The organism is Pseudonocardia sp., from assembly GCF_035305885.1.
Classification (GTDB): Bacteria; Actinomycetota; Actinomycetes; order Mycobacteriales; family Pseudonocardiaceae; genus Pseudonocardia.
The window spans coordinates 83,196-105,839 of sequence record NZ_DATGOP010000034.1; the positions used below are offsets into that span (position 1 = coordinate 83,196).

Consider the following 22,644-nt stretch of genomic DNA (forward strand, 5'->3'; position numbering starts at 1 on the left):
CGCGCTGGCACCGCGCTGACACCGCTCACCGGGCGCTAGCGTGGCCAGCGTGTTGCGTTCCCGAACCGTCGTGTTCGACCTCGGAGAGGTCCTCGTCTCGTCCACCGGCGTGCTGCCCCGCCTGGCCGCCGAGATCGGCGTCACCGTCGACGAGCTCTCGCCCGCGTACTGGTCCGGCCGCCTCGCCTACGACCTCGGCGCCGACGCGGAGGAGTACTGGACGGGCGTGCTGGCCGCGCTCGGACGCGACCCGGAGCCCGAGCTGGTGGCGACGCTCACCGAGCTGGACTCGGTCAAGTGGTCGACGCTGCCGCCCGCGAGCGCCGACCTGCTCGCCCACCTGCGGGGCCGCGGGGAGCGGCTCGGCGTGCTCTCCAACGCTCCCGGCCCGCTCGCGGCCGCGGTGCGGGCGGCCCGGTGGGCCGCGGACATCCCGCACCTGGTGTTCTCGGCCGACGTCGCGCTCGCCAAGCCGGACCCGGCGATCTACGCGCACGCCGACACCGTCTACGGCACCGAGCCCGGCGAGGTCGTGTTCTTCGACGACAAGCCCGAGAACGTCGAGGCGGCCCGGGCCCACGGCTGGGACGCCCACGTGTGGCCGGGGCCGCAGGCAGCGTTGGAGATCCTCGGCGGGTAGCGGGCCGTGTCGCCCGGGTGACTGTTGTCAGCTATCGCGTATGGGCGAGGATGGCGCGGTGACGGACGCGCAGCGCGAGGCGGGCGAAGCGTCGGTGATCGCCGCCATCGGGTCATCGGTGCGCCGGGCGCGCCTGCGCAGCGGCATGTCCACGCGCGAGCTGGCGCAGCGGGCCTCGCTGTCGCAGCCGTTCCTGTCCAACATCGAGAACGGCCGGTCGTCGCCGAGCGTGGCCACCCTCTACCGGCTGGCCGCCGCGCTCGGCGTGGGCGCGACCGACCTGCTCCCGCCGAGCCTCGACGAGGGGGTCGTGGTGGTCCGCGCCGGTGAGGGCGTGGGAACCGGGATGGACGAGACGCCGGGCGTCGCGCAGTCGGTGCTGCTCGCGGGCGCCCCTGGCCGGCTGATGGAGGCACGCCGGGCCACGATCGAGCCGGGCCAGCCCGCGGGCGACTGGTTCGACCACGACGGCGAGGACTTCCTGCACGTGCTCGGCGGTGTGCTTCGGGTCGAGTTCGGCAGCGGTCGCGTCGAACAGCTGCAGGCCGGGGACTCGATGTGGCACGAGGGGCGCATCCCGCACCGCTGGCGGGTGGGGCCCGACGTCGGCGCGAGCCTGCTCCTGGTCACCGCCCGGGTGCCGGGCGGTCAGCGCTCGTGATTTCTCTGAAGAATCGCAACATGGCGGAAACAGAGCGACACACGGAGGTGACGGCATCGACCTAACGTTCGGGCGTCCCCCGAACGAGAAGGACCCGCAGATGCCCTCCTCCTCCCACCCGCGGCGGCGCTGGCGCACCCTGGTCGCCGGTGCCGCCGCAGCCGTTGCGCTCGTGCTCGCCGGCTGTGGCGACGCCGGCCGCCGCGACACCGCGCCCGCGGACGGCGCCGCCACGGCCTCGGACAAGCCCCGGCTCGCGATCGTCTACTACCCGCAGTTCCGGGACGGGTCGTGGGGCGAGGCGGCGCTCACCGGCGCGCAGAAGCTCAAGGACGCCGGCGTGATCGCCGACTTCGCGGTGCAGGAGAACGTCGACCCCGGCGCCGACGGGGTGCGCGCGCTGCGCAGCTTCGCCGAGCAGGGCTACAACCCGATCATCGCCCACTCGTTCAACTACGGCGACGACGTCAAGCAGGTGGCGCCGGAGTTCCCGAACACGATCTTCGCCTACGCCGGCGGTTTCGGGGACGTGCAGGACAACGTCGCCGACTACTCGCAGCCCTTCTGGGAGGCCACCTACCTGGAGGGCATCCTCGCCGCGGGCGTCACCGAGGGCGGCGGCGTCGCGGGCGCGGGCGGGTTCGACATCCCGGTGTGCCGCGCGATGTACAACGCCTACCTCGAGGGGGCCAAGCTCGTGCGCCCGGAGACCACCGGCTCGTTCGTGGCCGTCGGGGACTGGTCCGACGTGCAGATGGCCAAGGAGGCCGCCCTCGCGCAGGCCGACCAGGGCGCCACGATGTTCGTCGGCTGCGGCCAGGGCCCCACCTTCGGCCAGATCGAGGCCGCCACCGAGCGCGGCGCGGTCGCGGTCGGCTACACGGGCGACATGTCCGGGCTCTCCGAGCAGGTGCTCGCGTCGTTCACCTGGAACCTCGACAAGGTCTTCGAGGAGATGGTGGCCGACGTCGTGGCCGGGCGGACCAACCCCACGCGCTACTACGAGGTCGGCATGACCAAGGACGGCATGGACGTCGTCATCAACCCGGTGTGGCGGGACCGGATCCCGGCCGAGGTGATGGCGCTCTACGAGCAGAAGCTCGAAGAGATCCGCAGCGGCGCGTTCACCGTCGCGATGAACACGCAGTGATCGCAGCCGCCCTGCACGGCGTCCGGCGCAGCTTCGGCGCCACCCCCGCGCTCGACGGCGTCGACCTGGAGCTGCGGGCGGGCGAGGTGCACGCCCTGCTCGGTGAGAACGGGGCGGGCAAGACCACGCTCATGCGGATCCTCGCCGGCCTCGACCGTCCCGACGAGGGCACGGTCGAGGTCGCCGGGCAGCCGGTCGAGGAGTTCAGCCCCCGCGCGATGCGCGAGCGCGGGGTGGCGATGGTCCAGCAGCACTTCACGCTGGTACCCACGATGACCGCGGGGGAGAACCTCGCGCTGGCCCGCCCGACCGGCCGGCTGCGCCCCGGCGCCCGGCAGGCGCGGCGGCGGGTGGAGGAGCTCGCCGAGCGCTACGGGCTGCCGGTCCGCGCGGACGTGCCCGTCGAGCGGCTGTCGGTCGGGGAGGAGCAGCGCCTGGAGATCCTGCGCGCGCTCGACGCCGACGCCCGCCTGCTGATCCTCGACGAGCCGACGGCCGTGCTCGTCGACGCCGAGGCCGAGCGGCTGCTCGCCGTGTGCCGCTCGCTGGCCGAGGACGGCCGCGCGATCGTGATCATCACCCACCGGCTGTCCGAGGTGTTCGCCGGCTGCGACCGGGTCACCGTGCTGCGCCGCGGCTCGGTCGTGTGCGCGGGCGAGCCGGTGTCGGCCCACGACCGGGCGAGCCTCGCGACGCTCATGGTCGGCTCGGCGCCCGTCGAGCCGGCCGCGTCCCGGAGGGTCCGGGACGGGGAGGTCCGCCTCCGGGTGGAGGGCGCCTCCCGCGGCCGCCTCCAGCCGCTCGACCTGCAGGTCCGCGCCGGCGAGGTGCTCGGCGTCGCCGGCGTCGACGGCAACGGCCAGTCCGAGCTGGAGGAGCTGCTCGCCGGGATCGCCGCACCCGACGCGGGCCGGGTCACCGTGGACGGGCGGCCGGTGCCCGTGGGGGCGCCGCGGGAGCGGATCGCCGAGCGCATCGCCTACGTCCCGGCCGACCGCTACCGCCGTGCACTCGCCGGGCCGCTCACCCTCGCCGACAACCTGGAGCTGGGCCGGGGCGAGCGGCGCCGCCCGCCGCAGGCGCGCCGCGAGGAGCGGGCCGCTCCCGTCCTCGCGGAGTGGGACGTGCGCGGCAGCGGGCCGTCGGCGCCCGCGTCCAGCCTGTCCGGCGGCAACGCCCAGAAGCTGGTGCTCGCCCGCGAGCTCGCGGTGGGGCCGCGGCTCGTCGTCGCGGCGCAGCCGACCCGCGGGCTCGACCCGGAGGCCGCACGCATGATCAGCGAACGCATCCTCGCCGCGGCGGCCGACGGCGCCGCGGTCGTCTGGTTCGGCGCCGAGCTCGACGAGCTGTTCGCCGTGGCCGACCGGCTCGTGGTGCTCGCGGGCGGGCGCGCCACCGAACCGTTCACCCCGCCCTACGACCGCGGCGCCGTCGGGCTCGCCATGGCCGGGGGGCACGCGTCGTGACCCTCACCCGCCAACCCGCCGACCCCCGGACCGTCCCGGCGCCCGACGGCGTGCTCGGCCGGGTGCTGCGACGCCCCGACGGGAGGCTCGCCGAGGCGGCCGTCCCGATCGGCGCCGTGCTCGCCGCGCTGGTCGTCGGCGGCGTGCTCATGGGCATCGAGGGCGTGGCGCCGCTGTCGGCCTACGGCGAGGTGGTCCACGGCGTCTTCGGGCGCACCCGCGGCCTGATCGACACCGCGGTCATCGCCACCCCGCTGGTGCTGCTCGGCCTCGGCATCGCCGTGGCCTACCGGGCGCGGTTGTTCACGATCGGCGCCGAGGGCCAGTACATCGCGGGCGCGCTCGCGGGCACGGCGTGGGTGACCATCGGTCCGCCGCTGCCCGGGATCGTGCTGCTGGTCTCGGGGCTCGCCGTGGCCGTGCTGACCGGCGCCGCGTGGGCCGGGATCACCGCGTGGATGCTCGCCCGCTTCGGCGCGAGCGTGGTGATCACGAGCCTGCTGCTCAACTACGTGGCGGCGGCCGGGCTGGCGTGGGCGGTGCGGGTGGGCATCCGCGACCCCGACGCGTTCACCCCGCAGAGCAGGCCGGTGGGCGAGGCGGCGCTGCCCGACATCCCGGGCACCGGCATCCACCTCGGCTTCTTCTTCGCCCTGCTCGCGGTGCCCGCGCTGGCCGCGGTGCTGCGGCGCACCCGCTTCGGCTTCCGGGTCGACGTGCTCGGCGCCAACCCCGAGGTCCTCGCGGTCAACGAGGCCCGGCCCGCGCGCACCCGGCTCGCGGTGCTCGCCCTGGCCGGGGCGCTCGCGGGGCTCGCCGGGTTCGTCGAGGTCGCGGGCGTCACCGAGCGGATGACCGACGCGTTCGCCACCGGCTACGGCTTCACCGCGATCATCGTGGCCCTGCTCGGGCGGCTGCGCCCGCTCGGCGTGCTGGTCGCGGCGCTTCTCCTCGCCGGGCTCACCGTGGGCTTCGACGAGGCCGAGCGGGCGTTCATCATCCCGTCCACCACGGTCGGGGTGATCCAGGCGCTGATCGTCGTCTTCTTCGTCGCCGGCGACGCGCTGAGCAGGCGGAGGCGCTGATGGACACGTTGCTGACGCTCGCGACCCTCGCGGCGGCCATCCGGCTCGCGATCCCCGTGGCCGTCGCGGCCCTCGGCGAGCTGGTCGCCGAGCGCGCGGGCGTGCTCAACCTCGGGCTCGAGGGCACCATGCTGTTCGGGGCGCTCGCCGGCTACCTCGCCACCCTCTCCGGCGGCACGCCCTGGCTCGGGCTCGGCGCCGGGGTGCTCGCGGGCGCCGCGTGCGGTGGCGTGCTGGCGCTGCTCGTGGTCCTGGTGCGGGCCGACCAGATCGTCACCGGGCTCGCGTTCACCCTGTTCGCGATCTCCGCCACCACGTACCTGTTCGAGCTGTCGTACACGATCGGGCAGGCGCCGCCGCGGATCCCGAGCCTGTCGATGGTGCCGCTCGTCGTGATCGTGCTCGTCGTGCTGGCCGGGGTCTGGTTCGTGCTGGGCCGCACCACGGCCGGGCTCGTGCTCAGCGCCGCGGGCGAGGCGCCCGAGGCCGTCGACGCGCTCGGGTACCGCATCCCGGTGGTGCGCACGCTGGCGACCGTCGCGGGGAGCTCGCTCGCCGGGCTCGCCGGGGCGATGCTCGTCTGCGGCCCGCTGGGGCTGTTCGTGCAGAACGTCACGGCCGGGCGCGGCTGGGTGGCGCTGGCGCTGGTCGTCTTCGCCCGCTGGCGGCCGGGCCGCGCCGTGGCGGGGGCGCTGCTGTTCGGGCTCTGCGACGCCGCCCAGCTGCGGCTGCAGGGCACCGCCACCGAGATCCCCTACGAGGTGTTCCTCGCGCTGCCGTACGCGGTCACGCTGCTCGCGCTCATGGTGCGGGCCCGACGCAGCGGCACGCCCGCCGCGCTCGCGGTCCCGTTCGTCCGAGGGGCCCGATGACCGACCTGCGGATCGGACCCGCGCTGGTCGTCCCGGTGACCTCCGACCCCTTCACCGGGTACGTCGAGGTCACCGGCGGGGAGATCACCCACCTCGGCCCGAAGCCCACCGGGGGGCCCGCGACGGAGACCGTCGCGGCGCCGGGGCGGATCGTGACGCCCGCGTTCGTCAACACCCACTGCCACACGAGCCAGCAGCTCGGCCGCGGCCTCGGCGACGACGTCGGCCTGCTCACCTGGCTGCACGAGCGGATCTGGCCGTACGAGCTGGCCCTCGACGAGTCCGACTCGGAGCTGTCGGCGCTGGTCTGCGCGATCGAGCAGATCCGCAACGGCTGCACCCTGCTCGCCGACCCGGGCGGCCGCCACGTCGACGGGATGGCCCGCGGGATCGCCGCGGTCGGGATCCGGGCCCTGCTCGGGCGCAGCGCGATGGACTGCGGCGACGGGCGCCCCGAGGGTGATCGCGAGACGACCGCCGAGGTGCTCGCCGCGCAGGACGAGCTGGCCGAGCGCTGGCACGGCAAGGGGTTGCTGCGCTTCTCCTACACGCTGCGCACGATCTTCAACTGCTCCGACGAGCTGATCGCCGCCACGCTCGAACGGGCCCGCGCACTCGGCACCGTCGTCCAGATGCACGTCGCCGAGATCCCGGAGGAGAACGAGCACGCGCTCGCGACCCGCGGCGCCACCACCGTGCGGCACCTCGATCGCCTGGGCGCCCTCGGCCCCGGCTTCCTCGCCGTGCACTCCACCTGGGTCGACGACGAGGAGATCGCGCTGCTCGCCGAGCGCGGCTGCCCGGTGTCGCACAACGCCGCGTCCAACCTCAAGATCCTCGGCACCCCGCGGGTCGCCGACATGCTCGACGCGGGCGTGCGCGTCGCGCTGGGCACGGACGGTGCGCCGTCCAACAACCGCATGAGCGTGCTCGACGAGATGTGGCTCGCCGCGATCGTCCAGAAGGGCGTGCGCCGCGACCCCACCGTGCTCCCCGCCCCGATCGTGCTGCGGATGGCGACCGTCGACGGCGCCACCGCGCTCGGCATGGGCGACCTCGTCGGCTCCCTGGAGGTCGGCAAGCGGGCCGACCTCGTGGTGCTCGACCCGTACACCCCGAACCTCGCCACCGCCGCCGACCCCGTGTCCGCGCTGGTGACCGCGTGCAAGTCCGAGAACGTCGAGTCCGTGCTCTGCGACGGCGACTGGGTGATGCGCGACCGGCGCCTCACCCGCGTCGACGAGGCCGCCGTGCTCGCCGAGGCGGCCGCCCGGGCGGCCGCGGTGCGCCGGCGGCTGCAGCTGTGAATGAGGAGGTACCCGTGACCGAGACCCTGCCCACCGTCGACGTCAGCCCGTTCGCCACCGGCGCCGCGCCCAGCCCCGAGCAGGACGCCGTCGCCGCCGAGATCGACCGGATCTGCCGGGAGATCGGCTTCTTCCTGATCTCGGGCCACGGCGTCCAGCCCGAGGTCAAGGACGCGATGTTCGAGGCGATGCACCGCTTCTTCGCGCTCCCGGTCGAGGAGAAGGAGAAGATCGCGATCGGGAAGTCGGCGAACCACCGCGGCTACGTCGGGATCGCCGCCGAGAAGAGCGACGAGGACGGCGCCGCCGACCTCAAGGAGTCCCTCGACACCGGCGGCGAGCACGGCCCCGACCACCCCGAGGTGAAGGCGGGCATCCCGACGTTCGGGCCGAACCAGTGGCCCGACGACCCCGGCTTCCGCGTGGCGTGGGAGGCCTACCGCACCCAGGCGATCGAGGCCGCCGAGCGCGTGCAGCGGGCGATGGCCCGGGCGCTCGGCCAGCACGACGAGTTCCTGCTCGACCGGCCCGGCGGCGAGGTGATGTACCACCTGCGCCTGCTGCACTACCCGCCACAGGAGACCGTGCAGCCCGGCCCCGACCAGCTCGGCTGCGGCGCCCACACCGACTACGGCACCGTCACCCTCCTCGCCGACGACGGCGTGGGCGGGCTGCAGGTGATGAAGCGCGACGGCACGTGGATCAACGTCGCCATCCCCTCCGACCTGCTCGTGGTCAACATCGGCGACCTGATGGCGATCTGGACCAACGACCGCTGGGTCTCCAACCCCCACCGCGTCGTCAACCCGCCGCAGACCGACCGCTACTCCATCCCGCTCTTCGTCACCCCGCCGTTCCACGCCGAGATCGCCTGCCTCGACACCTGCCTCGAGCCGGGGGAGAAGCCGAAGTACGAGCCGCAGGAGGCGGGGCCGTACCTGATGAGCCGGCTGAACGCGACCCACACCTACCGCAACCCGCTGCTCGCGGCCGCCGGGGCCTGAGGCCCGCGCGCCCATCCGACGAACGGCGCGCTCGTCGGAACCTGTGCGACGGGCGCGCCGGTCGTCGGAACCTCCGGGGGCGAAGCCCTGCCCCGCGGGGAGGGCGGAGGCGGGGCAGACCCGTGCCCGGCCCCGCGGGGCCTGCCGGCGGCCCCGCAGGCTGCGCGGCGCCGCCGACGGGCCACCTACCGGCACCCGGGGGCGTTCACCCCGCGCGGTGCAGCTCCCACCGGCCGGAGTCGATCTCGAAGTGGCGGTCGGGCCCGAGCCACCGGCCGACCATGGAACGGCCCGTGGGATCGAGCACGAACTGCACGACCCCGTGGTACACGGCGCCCCGGTAGTAGCCCGACGGCGACGTGCGCTCGGTCCAACTGCCCGTGACGAGCAGGCCGTCGGTGGACAGGTCGAGCTCGAGCGTGCCCGTCTCCGTCGGCCCGCTCGTGCCGACGAGCCGGCCGCCCACCGCGCGCAGCTCGACCCGGTGCACGCCCTCCAGCTCGGCGCCCCGCCCGGTGCTGACGTACGTGTAGCGGCTCGTCCACACCCCGGCCAGCTCGGACGGCGTCGGGCCTCGGCCGAAGGCGGCCGGCGGGGGAGCGGCGCTGGTCCGGCCCGCCGCGACGGCTGCCGCCGTGCTCAGCTTCAACAGCGGCGCTGCTGCGCCGGTAGCCGCCGGCCCCAGTCCGCGACGGCGCGGGTGAGCTGGTGCAGGTCGAGGTTCTCCACCTGCCAGGCGAGGGCCTCCGCCTCGGTGCCCGCGTCCCGGCCCCGGCCGCCGCCGTGCTCGCCCCAGCCGGCCATGAGGTCGGCGGCGTCGCACCCGTAGACCTGGGCCAACCGGTCGAGCACGAGCAGCGACGGCATGTGGCCGGTGGGGCTGGGCCAGTTCTCCCAGTAGGAGATGTTCTTGAACGTCCTCGGCTCGTCGGGCCAGCGGCGGTTCCACTCCTGGGCCACCCGGGCCTGGGTCCAGCCGTGGGCGAGCCGCATCGCGACCCGGAACGACCGCCACGGATCGCCGTCCGGCGGGGTGGAGATCGACATCGCTCGTCGCGACGCTCGGTGCGTGCGCGAGTACGAAGAGTCGCCGGACTGGCCCTTCGCGGTCGAGCTGGCCGCCCTGCCCGAGGTGTGGGGCGGGTTGCTGGAGCGGGCGTCGGCGGGCGGGACGGCCGGTGCCGCGGCTGCCGCCTCGAGGGCCGGGTCGCGCCGCACTGGCCGTGCACCCTCTACCGCGCCGCCGCCCGGGCGCGCCGCATCGCCGCCCAGCGGGGCTGACGCGGCCGCCCTCCTAGACTCCGCGGCATGGCACGTGTCCGCCCCGGGGAGGCCGCCAACCCCGCCCCACCCACCGTCGCGCGGGTACGGCTGCGCTTCGCCAAACGCGGGCGGTTGCGCTTCCTGTCCCACCGCGACGTGGCGCGCAGCTTCGAGCGGGCGGTGCGGCGGGCGGGCGTACCGGTGGCGTACTCGCACGGGTTCAGCCCGCACCCCCGCATGTCGTGGATCGGCGCCGCGCCGACCGGGACGGCCAGCGAGGCCGAGTACGTCGAGATCGGGCTGACGGAGCCGGTCGATCCCGCCGAGGTCGCCGCCGCGCTGGACGCGGCGCTGCCCGACGGGCTCGACATCCTGCAGGCCGCGCCCGGAGAGGGCACGCCGCTCGCCGACCGGATCGAGGCCTCGAGCTGGGTCGTCGAGCTGCCGGGCGTGGAGCCCGACGAGCTGCGACGGGCGGTCGCGGCGCTGCTGGAGCGGGATTCGGTGGTCGTCGAACGCGTCACACCGTCGGGTCGTCGCAAGATCGACGTGCGGGGCGCGCTCGTGCGCGTGGACGTGCAGGATCCCGCCGCTGCGGGGTCCGCACCGTCGGGTGGCGAGGGTGCGACGCCCCCCGATCGGGCGGGAGTCTGTGCGATACTGACGGCGGTCGTGCGGCAGACGACACCTGCTGTTCGACCCGACGACGTGTTGGGTGCACTCGATGTTGTCGCAGGCCTCAGGCCGTCATCGCCCCCGAAGGCGACCCGGACGGCCCAGGGACTGCTCGACCATCGAGGTGACCTGGCCGATCCTCTCGGCTGAGGGCCGGGCCACCGCCCGGGACCGACCCAGGTGGATCGGCTCGTCGTCGAGGAGTACCGCCCCCGTGGGCGGAGCGAGACAAGAGGATTGCTCGTCGCGAAGCGCGTCGAGAGAACTGCACGTGGCCCCTGCGCGGCCGCCTCCGGAAGCGGAGGCGCCCGGGGGCGGAGGAGCTGGATGTCGAATACCGAATCGCCCGCCGGTTCACCCGGCGGGCCTGTCACCGTACCCGCCCTTGATGACCTGCCCGAAAGGATGCGGGTGCACGCGCTCGCGAAAAGGCTTGCACGTACCAGCCGCGAGATCCTCGCGGCGCTGTCCGCGCTCGGCATGGAGGTCCGCAGCGCCCAGTCCAGCATCGACAAGAAGACGGCCGAGCAGGTAGCCGCCCACCTGGCGGAGCCGGAGCAGGACGCCACCGCCGAGAGCCCAGCCGAGGGCGCCGCCGCCGACGCGGCGCCCGAGGTCGCGACCTCGCAGGACACGGCGGCCAAGGCCGAGCCCGCGCCCGCCGCGACGCCCGGCACCCCGCTGGCGCCCGTGTTCGCGCCGCCCGCCCCGATCTTCCAGGCGCCCACCCGGCCCGCGACCCCGGGCGAATCGGCCGCCGAGGCCCCCGAGCCCGAGGCCGAGGCCGCCCCGGAGGCGCCCGAGGGCGAGGACGCCGAGGAGACCACCGTCCGCAGGCGCAGGCGCCGCGGCCGCCGCGGCCGCGGCCGGGGCCGGGGCACCGACGGCGCCGAGGGCAACGAGAACGGCGAGAACGGCGAGGCCGCGGAGGCCGGCGACGGCCGCGAGGACGAGTCGACCGGCGACGACGCCGACGCGAGCGCGGCCACCGCCGAGGAGCCCGCCGAGGGCGCCACCGAGGCCGGGGACGAGGCCGAGGGCGGGGAGCAGGACGAGACGGCCGAGGGCGAGGCGGTCACCACGCGCCGCCGCAGGCGCAGGCGCCGCCGCCGCGCCTCGGCCGACGAGGTGGTCGACGTCACCGACGAGGCCGACCAGAACACCGTCACGAAGGTGCGGGCGCCGCGCGAGGTCCGCGAGGACGAGGGCGACGGCGTGCAGAGCGTCCGCGGCTCCACGCGGCTCGAGGCCAAGCGCCAGCGCCGCCGCGACGGCCGTGACGCCGGCCGCAGGCGGGCGCCGATCCTGTCGGAGGCGGAGTTCCTGGCCCGCCGCGAGTCGGTGGACCGCACGATGGTCGTGCGCGAGCGCGGCGACCGCGTCGAGATCGCGGTGCTCGAGGACGACATCCTCGTCGAGCACTTCGTCAACACCACCGGCGGTCGCGACGGCACCGGCAAGTCGCTCGTCGGCAACATCTACCTCGGCCGGGTGCAGAACGTGCTGCCCAGCATGGAGGCCGCGTTCGTCGACATCGGCCGGGGCCGCAACGCCGTGCTCTACGCGGGCGAGGTCGACTGGGACGCCGCCGGGCTCGGCGGCAAGCAGCGCCGCATCGAGCAGGCGCTCTCCAGCGGCGACACCGTGCTCGTGCAGGTCACCAAGGACCCGATCGGGCACAAGGGCGCCCGCCTCACCACGCAGATCAGCCTGGCCGGCCGGTTCCTCGTCTACGTCCCGAGCGGCGGCGCCGCGGGCATCAGCCGCAAGCTGCCCGACGTCGAGCGCAAGCGGCTCAAGGACATGCTCAAGGAGATCGTCCCGCCGGACGCCGGGGTGATCATCCGCACCGCGTCGGAGGGCGTGAGCCAGGAGGCTCTCGAGCGCGACGTCCGCCGGCTGCAGGCGCAGTGGGAGGTCATCAAGAGCAAGGCCGAGCAGACCGGGCCGAACGCGCCCAAGGCGCCCGCGCTCCTCTACGAGGAGCCGGACCTGCTCATCAAGGTCGTCCGCGACCAGTTCAACGAGGACTTCTCCCGCCTGATCGTCGAGGGCGACGACGCCTGGGAGACGCTGTCGAACTACATCGGCCACGTGGCGCCGGAGCTGTCCGACCGGCTGCACCGCCACGTCGGGCCGAACGACGTCTTCGCCGAGTACCGGATCGACGACCAGCTGCTCAAGGCGCTCGACCGCAAGGTCTGGCTGCCCTCGGGCGGCACGCTGGTGATCGACCGCACCGAGGCGATGACGGTCATCGACGTCAACACGGGGAAGTTCACCGGCTCCGGCGGCAACCTCGAGGAGACCGTCACCCGCAACAACCTCGAGGCGGCCGAGGAGATCGTGCGCCAGCTGAGGCTGCGCGACATCGGCGGGATCACCGTCATCGACTTCATCGACATGGTCCTCGAGGCCAACCGCGACCTCGTGCTGCGCAGGCTCACCGAGTGCCTCGCCCGCGACCGCACGCGCCACCAGGTCGCCGAGGTCACCTCGCTGGGGCTGGTCCAGATGACCCGCAAGCGCGTCGGCGGCGGGCTGCTGGAGCACTTCTCGACCCCGTGCGAGCACTGCCGCGGCCGGGGCGTGATCGTCAACACCGAGCCCGTCGTGGGCGGCGGGTCGGGCCGTCCGGACCGCTACGAGCGGGAGGGGCGCCGCCGGGGCCGCGGCCGCCGCGACGGCGAGGAGCGCAACGGCCACGACGTGCGCAAGGCCGAGCCGGTCGCCGCCGGGCACCCCAACGGGACCGCCAACGGCAGCCGCCCGGACACCGCCGAGGCCGCGGTCGACGTCGGGGCGCCCGCCCCGGTCGTGACGCCTGCGGTGCTCGACCCGGCGGCCGCCGCACAGCCCGAGCCGCAGGCCGCCACGGAGCCCGCCGAGCCCGCGCCGGCCGGCGCGAGGCGGATCCGGCGCCGCCGGGGCGTCGTGGAGGCCTCCCCTTCCTCCGGTCCGGCGGACGTCGCCGCCGACGAGGTGGAGGAGGTCGTCGTCGAGCGCTCGGTCGCCGCGGCGCAGGACCGCCCCGCCCCCGAGGTGGCCGCGCCCGCGCAGGCCCCTGCGTCCGCGCCTGACGAGCCCGCGCCTGACAAGCCCGCGCCCGAGAAGAAGGCGCCCGAGCCGGCGGCGGCGCCGGAGCCGAAGCCTGCCGCCGCCGCCGGGACCCCGGCCGCGGCCGGGGCCACCACCGCCGACGAGGCGGTCACCGAGGAGGAGCGACCGCGCCGCCGCCGCGGCCGGGTCACCCGCACCGCGGGCGCGCCCAAGGCCACGGTGGGCGACGCCCCCGTCGCCGCCGTCCTCACGGTGCCGGTCACGGGCGGGTCCAACTCGTCCGCCCCGGCCCCGGTCTCCGTCCCGCCGCAGCCCGAGCCGGCCGTCGTCTCGCGGCCGCGCCGCGCCCGGCGGGCGGCGTCACGGCCTGCCGGCCCGCCAGTGGCCGAGGCCGGGGGAGACCCGGCGTGACCGGCCCCCGAACCCGTCCGGTACCCTGGGTTTCCAGCGCCGCGCTCCGAAGCAGTCGCGGCCCGCGCAGGGTGCCCTGTGCCATGACCCCCGAGCTTCAGGAGCAGTGCGTCGATGTACGCGATCGTCAAGACCGGCGGTAAGCAGTACAAGGTGGCCGTCGACGACGTCGTCACCGTCGAGAAGATCGATGGGGAGCCCGGCGCCGAGGTGAAGCTGCCCGCCGTTCTCCTCGTGGACGGCGACGAGGTCACCACCGACTCCGCGGCGCTCGCGGCCGCCTCGGTCACCGCCAAGGTGGTCGAGCAGACCAAGGGCCCGAAGATCCGCATCCACAAGTTCAAGAACAAGACCGGCTACCACAAGCGGCAGGGCCACCGCCAGCCGCTCACCAAGGTGCAGGTCACCGGGATCTCGAAGTAGGAGGACGCCACCATGGCTCACAAGAAGGGTGCGTCCAGCTCGCGCAACGGTCGCGACTCCAACGCACAGCGCCTTGGCGTGAAGCGCTTCGGCGGCCAGGTCGTCAACGCGGGCGAGATCCTCGTCCGCCAGCGCGGCACGAAGTTCCACCCGGGCCAGGGCGTCGGGCGGGGCGGCGACGACACGCTGTTCGCGCTGGTCGAGGGCTCGGTCCAGTTCGGGTACTCGAAGGGCCGCAAGGTCGTCAACGTGGTGCCGGTGCAGGCCTGAGGCCTGCACACCCTTTCAGCAGAAACTGACAACGGCGGGCCGCCCGGGTGGTGGCCCGCCGTTGTCGTGTGAGGAGAGTCGATGTCGAGGTTCGTGGACCGCGTGGTGATTCACGCCACGGCGGGCGCGGGCGGCAACGGCTGCGCCTCCGTTCACCGCGAGAAGTTCAAGCCGCTCGGCGGCCCCGACGGCGGCAACGGCGGGCGCGGCGGATCGGTCGTGCTCGTCGTCGACCCGGGCGTGCACACCCTGCTGGACTTCCACCACCGGCCCCACGCCACCGCTCGCAACGGCAAGCAGGGCCAGGGCGGGTTCCGCGCCGGCGCCAACGCCGAGGACCTCGAGCTTCGGGTCCCCGACGGCACGGTCGTGTTCGACACCGACGGCAACCTGCTCGCCGACCTGGTCGGTGCGGGCACCCGGTTCGTGGCGGCCCAGGGCGGCCGCGGCGGGCTGGGGAACGCGGCGCTCGCGTCGCCGGCGCGCAAGGCGCCGGGGTTCGCGCTCCTCGGCGAGCCGGGGGAGAGCCGCGACCTGGTGCTCGAGCTGCGTTCGCTGGCCGACGTCGGCCTCGTCGGGTTCCCGTCGGCCGGCAAGTCGTCGCTGGTGGCGGCGCTGTCCGCGGCGCGGCCGAAGATCGCCGACTACCCGTTCACCACGCTGGTGCCGCAGCTCGGGGTGGTCACCGCGGGCGAGGACGTGTTCACCGTCGCCGACGTGCCGGGGCTCATCCCGGGCGCGTCGGAGGGGCGCGGGCTCGGCCTGGACTTCCTGCGCCACATCGAGCGCTGCTCGGTGCTGGTGCACGTCGTCGACTGCGCCACCTACGAGCCTGGCCGCGACCCCGTCTCCGACGTGCAGGCCCTCGAGGACGAGCTGGCCCGCTACACGCCCGCGCTGGGCGGCGAGCTCGCCGACCGGCCCCGGCTGATCGCCCTGAACAAGGTCGACGTGCCCGACGCGGCCGAGATGGCCGATCTCGTCACCGCCGAGCTGCAGGAGCGCTACGGCTGGCCGGTCTTCCGGATCTCCACCGCCTCCCGCGCGGGCCTGCGGGAGCTCGCGTTCGCGATGGGCGAGCGGGTCCGGGCGCACCGCGAGGCCCAGCCGCCCCCGGAGCCCACGCGCGTCGTGCTGCGCCCGCCCGCCGTCGACGACGCGGGCTTCACGATCGAGCCGGACCCCGAGCAGCCCGGCGGCTTCATCGTCCGCGGCGCCCGCCCCGAGCGCTGGGTCCGCCAGACCGCGTTCGACAACGACGAGGCCGTCGGCTACCTCGCCGACCGCCTCGCGCGCCTCGGGGTGGAGGACGCCCTCGTCGAGGCGGGCGCCGAGCCCGGCTGCCCGGTCACGATCGGCGACGTCACGTTCGACTGGGAGCCGAGCACCCCCGCGGGTGCGGCCGTGATGATGGCCGGCCGGGGCAGCGACCCGCGCCTGGAGCGCAGCGGGCGCACCACCGCCGCGCAGCGCAAGGCCGCGCGGGCCGAGCGGCGCCGCCACCACACCGACGAGGAGCTGTGGCCGGAAGGCCGCGAGAACGAGAACGAGTACGAGGACTGGGACGCATGAGCGTTGCGCGTGCGCGGATCGCCGCGGCGCGGCGGGTGGTCGTCAAGGTCGGCTCCTCCTCGCTGACCAGCCTCGACGGAGGGCTCGACCCGGCGCGGCTGCAGGCGCTCGTCGACGCGCTGGCCGCCCGGCGGGAGGCCGGGAGCCAGGTCGTGCTGGTGTCGTCGGGCGCGATCGCGGCGGGGCTGGCCCCGCTCGGGCTCACCCGCCGCCCGCGCGACCTCGCCACCCAGCAGGCCGCCGCGTCGGTGGGGCAGCTGCTGCTCGCGGAGGCCTACGCCGCCGCGTTCGGCAAGCACGACCTGCCGATCGGGCAGGTGCTGCTCACCGCCGACGACATGATCCGCCGCTCCCACTACCGCAACGCCCAGCGCACCCTGGAGCGGTTGCTCAAGCTCGGCGTGCTCCCGGTCGTCAACGAGAACGACACGGTGGCCACCGACGAGATCCGGGTCGGCGACAACGACCGGCTGGCCGCGCTGGTGGCCCACCTCATCGGCGCCGACGGGCTCGTCCTGCTCTCCGACGTCGACGGCCTCTACGACGGCGACCCGCGCAAGCCCGGCTCCCGCCTGCTGGCCGAGGTGGAGGCGCCGTCCGACCTGGAGGCGGTGCAGGTGGCGCGGGCGCGGGCCGACTCGCTCGGCACCGGCGGCATGGCCACCAAGATCACCGCGGCCGCGATGGCCGCCGCCGCGGGCATCCCGGTGCTGCTCGCGTCGGCCGAGGACGTCGTCGCCGCGCTGGACGTGGCCGATACCGGCCCGAAGGTCGGCACCGCGTTCCGCCCGTCGGGCAGGCGCATGTCGGCGCGCCGGTTCTGGCTGCGGCACGCCGCCGACGTGCGCGGCGCGCTCGACCTGGACGCGGGCGCGGTCGCGGCGGTGATCGACCGCAGGCGCTCGCTGCTCGCGGCGGGCATCCACGGCATCTCCGGCGACTTCGTCGCGGGCGACGTGGTCGACCTCGTGGGCCCGGACGGCGTGGTCGTCGCGCGGGGCGTTGTGAGCTTCGACGCGTCCGAGCTGCCCGAGCTGATCGGGCGCCGCACCCGCGACCTGGCCCCCGAGCAGCGCCGCGAGGTGGTGCACGCCGACGACCTGGTGCCGATGTCGGGTCCCTGACGGGATTGGCGGCTGCCGTTGCGGGGAGCCAAACTCGCCATCGTGGACGCGGAGCGGGCTCGCAACGAGATGGTCGACGGCCTGCGCACGGCGGGCAGGATCCGGTCGGCCGCCGTCGAGGAGGCGTTCCGCTCCGTCCCGCGCCACCTGTTCCTGCCGAACCTCGCCGTCGCCGACGCCTACGCCGACGAGGCCGTCGCCGTGCAGGTCACCGACGGAGTGGCCACGAGCTCGGCGTCGCAGCCGTCGATGATGGCGATCATGCTCGAGCAGCTGGGGCTGCGGCCCGGCCACCGGGTGCTCGAGATCGGCGCGGGCACCGGCTACAACGCGGCGCTGATGGCGCGGATCGTGGGGCCTGCGGGCGCGGTCACGGCCGTCGACATCGACGAGGAGTTGGTCGACCGGGCCGCCGTGCACCTGGAGTCGGCCGGTGTGCACACCGTGGAGCTGGTGGCGGCCGACGGCGCCCACGGCCACCCGCCGGGCGCGCCGTACGACCGGATCGTGCTCACCGTCGGCAGCGACGACGTGCTGCCGGCGTGGGTGGACCAGCTCGTGCCCGACGGGCGGCTGCTGCTACCGCTCGCGCTGCGCGGCAGCCAGCTCTCGGTCGCGCTCGACCTGGGCCGCGACGGCGTGCTGCGCTCCGACTCGGTGCGCAGCTGCGCGTTCATCCGGCTGCGCGGCGAGGCGGCGAGCACCGACGTGAGCAGGCGCCTCGACGGCACGGGCGTCACACTGCTGGCGCCGGACGACCTCGCGGAGCCGGACCCGGGCCGGGTGGCCGAACTGCTGGGCGAGCCGCGCAGGCGCCGCGACGCGGCGGTGCCGCTGGGCGCGGTGGACGTGTGGGACGGCTTCGGCCTGTGGCTCGCCCTCACCGAGACCGACGCCTGCAGGCTGCTCGCCACGGAGGCCGAGACCTCGCTGCCCGACGAACTGTTCCCGCTCGGCCCGGCGAGCGGAACGGTGGCGCTGGCGGGAGCCGACGGCCTGGCGGCCGTCGTGCCGACCGAGCCGGGGCCCGGCCCGGGGCCGGTCGCGGTGCGCGAGTTCGGGCCGGACGGCGCGGAGCTCGCCGACCGGCTGTTGGCCGCGATGGACGAGTGGGCGGTGGCCGGCCGCCCCGGTGCCCCCGACTGGCGGCTGACCGTGGTCCCGACGGGGGTGGACGCCCCCGCGCTGCCCGCCCCGCGGGTGATCGTCAAGAAGCACTGCCGGGTGCTGGCCGAGCCGGCGGCCCGGGCCGCAGGTCGAGCATGACCTTGCTGCTGCCCTTCGAGCGGTCGGCCGCGGTGTCGAGGGCCGCCTTCGCCTGGTCGAGCGGGAACCGGTGGGTGATGACCGGCGAGACGTCGAGCCCGTCGCGCATCGCCCGCAGCGCGTCGTCGATCTCGTCGACGAACCGGTAGGAGCCCACCCAGGTGATCTCGCGGGTGACGAGGTCGCCCAGCACCGCGGGCGCCGCGGTTCCCGGCAGGTTGCCGACCTGGACGAGGATCCCGCCGCGGGCGGTGGCCCGCAGCACCGGGCCGAGGGCGGCCGGCGCGCCCGACGCCTCGAAGACGACCTCCACGTCCTCGGGGAGCGCGCTGTCGGTGAGGTCGATCGTGGTGTCGGCGCCCATCGCGGACGCCACGGCGAGCGCGGGTGCGGCGACGTCGGCGGCGACCACGGCGGCGGCCCCGCGGTGCTTCGCGGCGGCCACGACCAGCGCCCCGATCGGACCGACCCCGTTCACCAGCACCGTCCGGCCCCGGACGTCCCCCGCCCGGTGCACGGCGTGGAACGCCACGCCGAGCGGCTCGGCCAGCGCGCCGTGCTCGGTGGACACGCCGTCGGGCAGGAGCCGGACCTGGTCGGCGCGCACCACCCGGTACTCGCTGAACCCGCCGTCGGTGTGCGGGTCGAGCGCGGCCGAGCCGAAGTAGCGCACGCGCGGGTGCAGGTTGGTGCGCCCCGCGATGCGGTCGGGCAGGCGCGCGTCCCCGACGAGCGTGGCCGGGTGCACGGTCGCGGCGTCGCCCTCGCGCAGCCCGGTGACGCCCGGCCCGAGCGCGGCGATCCGCCCCGCGACCTCGTGCCCCAGCACGAGCGGGTGGCGCAGCACGGCCGTGCCGGTGGCGCCGTGCCGGTAGTAGGCGATGTCGGAGCCGCAGATGCCGCCCCACTCCATCGCGAGCAACACCTCGCCCGGCCCGGGCGTCGGGTCCGGCCGCTCGTCGACCCGGACGTCGCCCGCGGCGTGCACGACCACCGCTCTCATGCTGCGTCCTGAAGCGCGACCAGGTCGCGTCCACGGGTCTCCGGGGACAGCAGGGTGGCGGCGAGCGTGATCAGGGAGTAGGCGACGAGCATCGCGGCGATCGGCCACCAACTGCCGGTGAGCGCGGTCAGCGTGGCCGCGACGACCGGACCGATCGCCGTGGCGAGGATGCCGCCGATCTCCTTGGCCAGCGCGAGCTGGGTGAACCGGGTGCGGGCGCCGAACAGCTCCGCCATCGTGACGCTCTCCAGCGAGAACAGTCCGAGCACGCCGATGTTGAGCGCGAGGATCATGCCGATCACCAGCGCGACCGTGTTCCCGCTGATGATCATCAGCAGCAGCGGGAACGCGAGCACCGCGGTCAGCACCGACAGGGCGGTGTAGACGGGCCTGCGGCCGAAGCGGTCGCCGAGCAGCCCGATGAACGGCACCGTGGCGAAGCCGATCAGCGAGCCGTACATGATCGCGTCGGTCGGGACCGAACGGTCGGCGATCGCGCTGGAGGCGATGTAGCCGACGAGGAACGTCTGGACCAGGCCGGAGTTGCCCGCCTGGCCGAAGCGCAGGCCGAGCGCGAGGAAGAAGGCCTTGCCCTTGCGCTGGCGCAGGGCCCGCTCCAGCGCGCTGCCCGCCTCGGTGCGGTCGACGGCGCGCCCGTCGACGACGTCGGGGCGCTGCTCGAACACCGGGCTCTCCTTGAGGCTGCGCCGCAGCCAGACCGCGAAGAGCATCAGCACGAAGCTGAGCAGGAACGGTATCCGCCAGCCCCACGCGATCAGCTGCTCGTCCGACAGCACGGCGAGCAGCAGCGCCCACAGGGCCGAGGCGGCCAGCGTGCCGGAGTTGGTGCCCAGCGACACCAGCGAGGCGATCAGGCCGCGGCGGCGCACCGGTGCGTACTCGGTGAGCATCACGGTGGCGCCCGCGATCTCCGCGCCCGCGCCGAAGCCCTGGATCAACCGCAGCACCACCAGCAGGATCGGGGCGAGGATGCCGATCTGCGCGTACGTCGGCAGGACGCCGATCAGCGTGGTGGACGCCCCCATCAGCAGGATCGTCAGGTACAGCACCCGTTTGCGGCCGATGCGGTCGCCCATCCGCCCGAAGTAGACCGCGCCGACGAGCCGCGCCACGTACCCGACGCCGTAGGTGGCCATCGCGGCGATCAGCCCGATCGCGGGGCTCACGTCGGGGAAGAACAGCTCGTTGAACACGATGGCGGCCGCCAGCGAGTAGAGCTGGAAGTCCATGTACTCCATCGCCGTGCCGAGCCAGCCGGACGTGGCGGCCTTGGCCAGGTCGCGGGTGGTGCGGGTGACGGGGCCGGTCGCCGAGCGCTCGCTCATGCCGGATCTCCTCACCAGTCGTGGACGGAACCGTCGAGGCGGCGGGCGACGGGCAGGTAGCGGGGTTCGTACGGGAACCGGGCGGCGGCCTTCTCGTCGTACTCGACGCCGAGGCCGGGCTCCTCGGACGGCAGGAGCATCCCGTCGTGGAAGCGCACCCCGGAGCGGAAGACCTCCATCGTCTCGGGCGCGTGCGGCATGTACTCCTGGATGCCGAAGTTGGGCACGGCGGTGTCCAGGTGCACCGCGGCGGCCAGCGTGACGGGGGACAGGTCGGTGGCGCCGTGCGACCCGGTGCGCACCTGGTAGAGCGCGGCGAGGTCGAAGATCCGGCGCAGGTGGGTGATGCCGCCCGCGTGCACGACGGTGGTGCGCACGTAGTCGATCAGCTGCTCGGTGATCAGCTGCTGGACGTCCCAGATCGAGGTGAGCACCTCCCCGACGGCGATCGGGGTGGTGGTGTGGCTGCGGATCAGCCGGAACGCCTCCTGGTTCTCCGCGGGGGTCGGGTCCTCCATCCAGAACAGCCGGCAGTCCTCGACGCGCTTGCCGAACCGGGCCGCCTCGATCGGGGTGAGCCGGTGGTGCACGTCGTGCAGCAGGTGGAAGCCGAACCCGTACCGCTCGCGCACCGCCTCCAAGTAGGTCGGGGCGAAGCCGAGGTAGGCCTCGGTGTCCCACGGCTGTTCCTCGGGCAGCGCCGTCGCGGCGGGCTCGTAGACGCCCTCGCCCTTGCGCACCCCGTAGGTGCCCGCGACGTCCGGCACCGCGGCCTGGGCGCGCACGGCCTTGTAGCCGAGCTCGAGGAAGCGGCCGACGTCGTCGAGCAGCGACGGGACGTCGGTGCCGCTCGCGTGCGCGTAGACCGTGACGCCCTCGCGCGACCGGCCGCCCAGCAGCTGGTAGAGCGGCAGGCCCGCGACCTTGCCCTTGATGTCCCACAGCGCGGTGTCGACGGCGGAGATCGCCGTCATCGTGACGGGCCCGCGCCGCCAGTAGGCGCCCTTGTAGAGGTACTGCCAGGTGTCCTCGATGCGCGCCGGGTCACGGCCGATGAGCAGCGGGACGACGTGCTGTTCCAGGTAGGCCGCGACGGCCAGCTCGCGTCCGTTGAGGGTGGCGTCGCCGAGCCCGGTCACGCCGTCGGAGGTCGTGATCCGGAGGGTGACGAAGTTGCGCCCCGGGGACGCGACGAACACCTCGGCGCGCTCGATCGTGGTCAATTCTCTGCCGCCTCCTTGTCGCGCAGTGCTGGTATACAAGCATCTGTCGCGCAGGGGTCGCAACCGCGGATAGGCTGGTGCGGTGGCGACCCCGACCCGGCGGAGCAGCCGCAGGACGGTCTACGAGACCCTGCGGCGCAAGGTCCTGACCTTGGAGTTCCCGCCGGGTTCCGCGCTGTCGGAGAACGAGCTCGCCGCCCAGCTCGGGGTGAGTCGCACGCCGGTGCGCGAGAGCCTGATCCTCCTCGCCGAGGAAGGCCTCGTTCAGGTCTTCCCCCAGGTCGGGTCGTTCGTCTCCCGCGTCGACCCGGCCCGCGTCGCCGACGCCCAGTTCCTGCGCGAGGCCGTCGAGCTCGCCTCGCTGGAAGACCTGCCCCGCGAGCTCGACCCCGAGATCGTGGCCGAGATGCGGGAGAACCTCGCCGCGCAGCGCAGGCCGGGGCTCGACGTGGAGGAGTTCTTCGCGCTCGACGAGGCCTTCCACCACGCGCTGCTGCGGCTCGCCGGGCACGGCAGCGCGTGGGCCACGGTCGTCTCGGCCAAGGGTCACCTGGACCGGGCCCGCCGGCTGGGGCTGCAGGCCACCGCGCCGCCCGCCTTCGCCGCCCAGCACGAGCAGATCTTCGAGGCCGTGCTCGCGGGCGACGTCGACGCGGCCCGCCGCGCCATGCGCGCCCACCTGCGCGCGGTGTTCGACGACGTCGAGCAGATCCGCCTGCGCTCCCCGGAGCTGTTCGCGAGCAACCGCGACGCGGTCCCGGTGCGCCGCAACGTGGTCGTCTGGGAGTGAGTGGATATCAAGAACTTGATAGCCATCAAGAAG

At 74.7% G+C, this 22,644-nt stretch carries 21 protein-coding genes; 16 read left to right on the plus strand and 5 right to left on the minus strand.

The features are described from left to right. The first annotated feature begins 49 nt into the window (after positions 1–49). From VKZ81_RS06775 to VKZ81_RS06810, 8 genes are all read left to right on the plus strand, one after another. Positions 50–640, plus strand: coding sequence for an HAD family hydrolase (locus VKZ81_RS06775; protein ID WP_324240561.1), 591 nt, complete (start codon positions 50–52; stop codon positions 638–640). 58 nt (positions 641–698) lie between these two features. Beyond that, positions 699–1,301: a helix-turn-helix domain-containing protein gene (locus VKZ81_RS06780; protein WP_324240562.1), complete on the plus strand. Its 603-nt coding sequence runs from the start codon at positions 699–701 to the stop codon at positions 1,299–1,301. Between the two features lie 100 nt (positions 1,302–1,401). Further along, on the plus strand, positions 1,402–2,451 hold the full coding sequence (locus VKZ81_RS06785) for a BMP family protein (protein WP_324240563.1): 1,050 nt from the start codon (positions 1,402–1,404) through the stop codon (positions 2,449–2,451). After that, positions 2,448–3,917 (plus strand): ABC transporter ATP-binding protein, encoded by a 1,470-nt coding sequence (locus VKZ81_RS06790; protein ID WP_324240564.1) that lies wholly within the window; start codon positions 2,448–2,450, stop codon positions 3,915–3,917. The genes VKZ81_RS06785 and VKZ81_RS06790 overlap by 4 nt, the downstream gene beginning before the upstream one ends. Continuing rightward, the gene (locus VKZ81_RS06795; RefSeq protein ID WP_324240565.1) at positions 3,914–5,002 is read left to right on the plus strand and encodes an ABC transporter permease; all 1,089 of its coding nucleotides are present in this window, start codon (positions 3,914–3,916) and stop codon (positions 5,000–5,002) included. The genes VKZ81_RS06790 and VKZ81_RS06795 overlap by 4 nt, the downstream gene beginning before the upstream one ends. Then, a complete protein-coding gene (locus VKZ81_RS06800; protein ID WP_324240566.1) occupies positions 5,002–5,874 on the plus strand; it encodes an ABC transporter permease in 873 nt (290 codons plus the stop codon). Before VKZ81_RS06795 ends, VKZ81_RS06800 begins: the two co-directional genes overlap by 1 nt. Beyond that, a complete protein-coding gene (locus VKZ81_RS06805; protein WP_324240567.1) occupies positions 5,871–7,181 on the plus strand; it encodes an amidohydrolase family protein in 1,311 nt (436 codons plus the stop codon). The genes VKZ81_RS06800 and VKZ81_RS06805 overlap by 4 nt, the downstream gene beginning before the upstream one ends. A 14-nt stretch (positions 7,182–7,195) precedes the next feature. Next, positions 7,196–8,185, plus strand: a complete 990-nt coding sequence (locus VKZ81_RS06810) for an isopenicillin N synthase family dioxygenase (protein ID WP_324240568.1) — start codon at positions 7,196–7,198, stop codon at positions 8,183–8,185. Between the two features lie 205 nt (positions 8,186–8,390). Here the strand turns inward: VKZ81_RS06810 and VKZ81_RS06815 are convergent, their stop codons facing one another. Together VKZ81_RS06815 and VKZ81_RS06820 are read right to left on the minus strand one after the other, a co-directional pair. Then, on the minus strand, positions 8,391–8,834 hold the full coding sequence (locus VKZ81_RS06815; RefSeq protein WP_324240569.1) for a hypothetical protein: 444 nt from the start codon (positions 8,832–8,834) through the stop codon (positions 8,391–8,393). Beyond that, positions 8,831–9,232: a helix-turn-helix transcriptional regulator gene (locus VKZ81_RS06820; RefSeq protein WP_324240570.1), complete on the minus strand. Its 402-nt coding sequence runs from the start codon at positions 9,230–9,232 to the stop codon at positions 8,831–8,833. The genes VKZ81_RS06815 and VKZ81_RS06820 overlap by 4 nt, the downstream gene beginning before the upstream one ends. Positions 9,233–9,493: 261 nt before the next feature. On the opposite strand from VKZ81_RS06820, the gene VKZ81_RS06825 reads away from it, so the two are divergent. The 7 genes from VKZ81_RS06825 to fxlM all read left to right on the plus strand — a co-directional run bounded on the left by VKZ81_RS06825 (position 9,494) and on the right by fxlM (position 18,249). Beyond that, positions 9,494–10,273: a TIGR03936 family radical SAM-associated protein gene (locus VKZ81_RS06825; protein ID WP_324240571.1), complete on the plus strand. Its 780-nt coding sequence runs from the start codon at positions 9,494–9,496 to the stop codon at positions 10,271–10,273. A gap of 177 nt (positions 10,274–10,450) precedes the next feature. Beyond that, positions 10,451–13,594, plus strand: a complete 3,144-nt coding sequence (locus tag VKZ81_RS06830) for a translation initiation factor IF-2 N-terminal domain-containing protein (RefSeq protein WP_324240572.1) — start codon at positions 10,451–10,453, stop codon at positions 13,592–13,594. 114 nt (positions 13,595–13,708) lie between these two features. Further along, positions 13,709–14,017, plus strand: a complete 309-nt coding sequence (gene rplU / locus VKZ81_RS06835; RefSeq protein WP_324240573.1) for a 50S ribosomal protein L21 — start codon at positions 13,709–13,711, stop codon at positions 14,015–14,017. Between the two features lie 12 nt (positions 14,018–14,029). Beyond that, positions 14,030–14,287 carry a 50S ribosomal protein L27 gene (gene rpmA, locus VKZ81_RS06840; protein WP_324240574.1) on the plus strand — a complete coding sequence of 86 codons (258 nt, stop codon included), beginning with the start codon at positions 14,030–14,032 and terminating at the stop codon, positions 14,285–14,287. An 81-nt stretch (positions 14,288–14,368) separates the two neighbouring features. Beyond that, complete coding sequence (gene obgE, locus VKZ81_RS06845; protein ID WP_324240575.1) at positions 14,369–15,859, plus strand: GTPase ObgE; 1,491 nt, start codon at positions 14,369–14,371, stop codon at positions 15,857–15,859. Then, on the plus strand, positions 15,856–16,983 hold the full coding sequence (gene proB, locus VKZ81_RS06850) for a glutamate 5-kinase (protein WP_324240576.1): 1,128 nt from the start codon (positions 15,856–15,858) through the stop codon (positions 16,981–16,983). Before obgE ends, proB begins: the two co-directional genes overlap by 4 nt. 42 nt (positions 16,984–17,025) lie before the next feature. Then, on the plus strand, positions 17,026–18,249 hold the full coding sequence (gene fxlM, locus VKZ81_RS06855; RefSeq protein ID WP_324240577.1) for a methyltransferase, FxLD system: 1,224 nt from the start codon (positions 17,026–17,028) through the stop codon (positions 18,247–18,249). Here the strand turns inward: fxlM and VKZ81_RS06860 are convergent. From VKZ81_RS06860 to manD, 3 genes are read right to left on the minus strand one after another with little or no spacing between them, the layout of a single operon-like run. Beyond that, positions 18,191–19,252: an L-idonate 5-dehydrogenase gene (locus tag VKZ81_RS06860; RefSeq protein WP_324240578.1), complete on the minus strand. Its 1,062-nt coding sequence runs from the start codon at positions 19,250–19,252 to the stop codon at positions 18,191–18,193. The genes fxlM and VKZ81_RS06860 overlap by 59 nt on opposite strands. Next, positions 19,249–20,598: an MFS transporter gene (locus VKZ81_RS06865; protein ID WP_324240579.1), complete on the minus strand. Its 1,350-nt coding sequence runs from the start codon at positions 20,596–20,598 to the stop codon at positions 19,249–19,251. Before VKZ81_RS06865 ends, VKZ81_RS06860 begins: the two co-directional genes overlap by 4 nt. A gap of 11 nt (positions 20,599–20,609) precedes the next feature. Then, entirely contained in the window at positions 20,610–21,821 is a 1,212-nt protein-coding gene (manD, locus tag VKZ81_RS06870; protein WP_324240580.1) for a D-mannonate dehydratase ManD, read from the minus strand. Positions 21,822–21,903: 82 nt separating this feature from the next. Here manD and VKZ81_RS06875 point away from each other — a divergent pair, with 82 nt between their 5' ends. Then, positions 21,904–22,611 carry a GntR family transcriptional regulator gene (locus VKZ81_RS06875; RefSeq protein WP_324240581.1) on the plus strand — a complete coding sequence of 236 codons (708 nt, stop codon included), beginning with the start codon at positions 21,904–21,906 and terminating at the stop codon, positions 22,609–22,611. Positions 22,612–22,644: the final 33 nt, after the last annotated feature.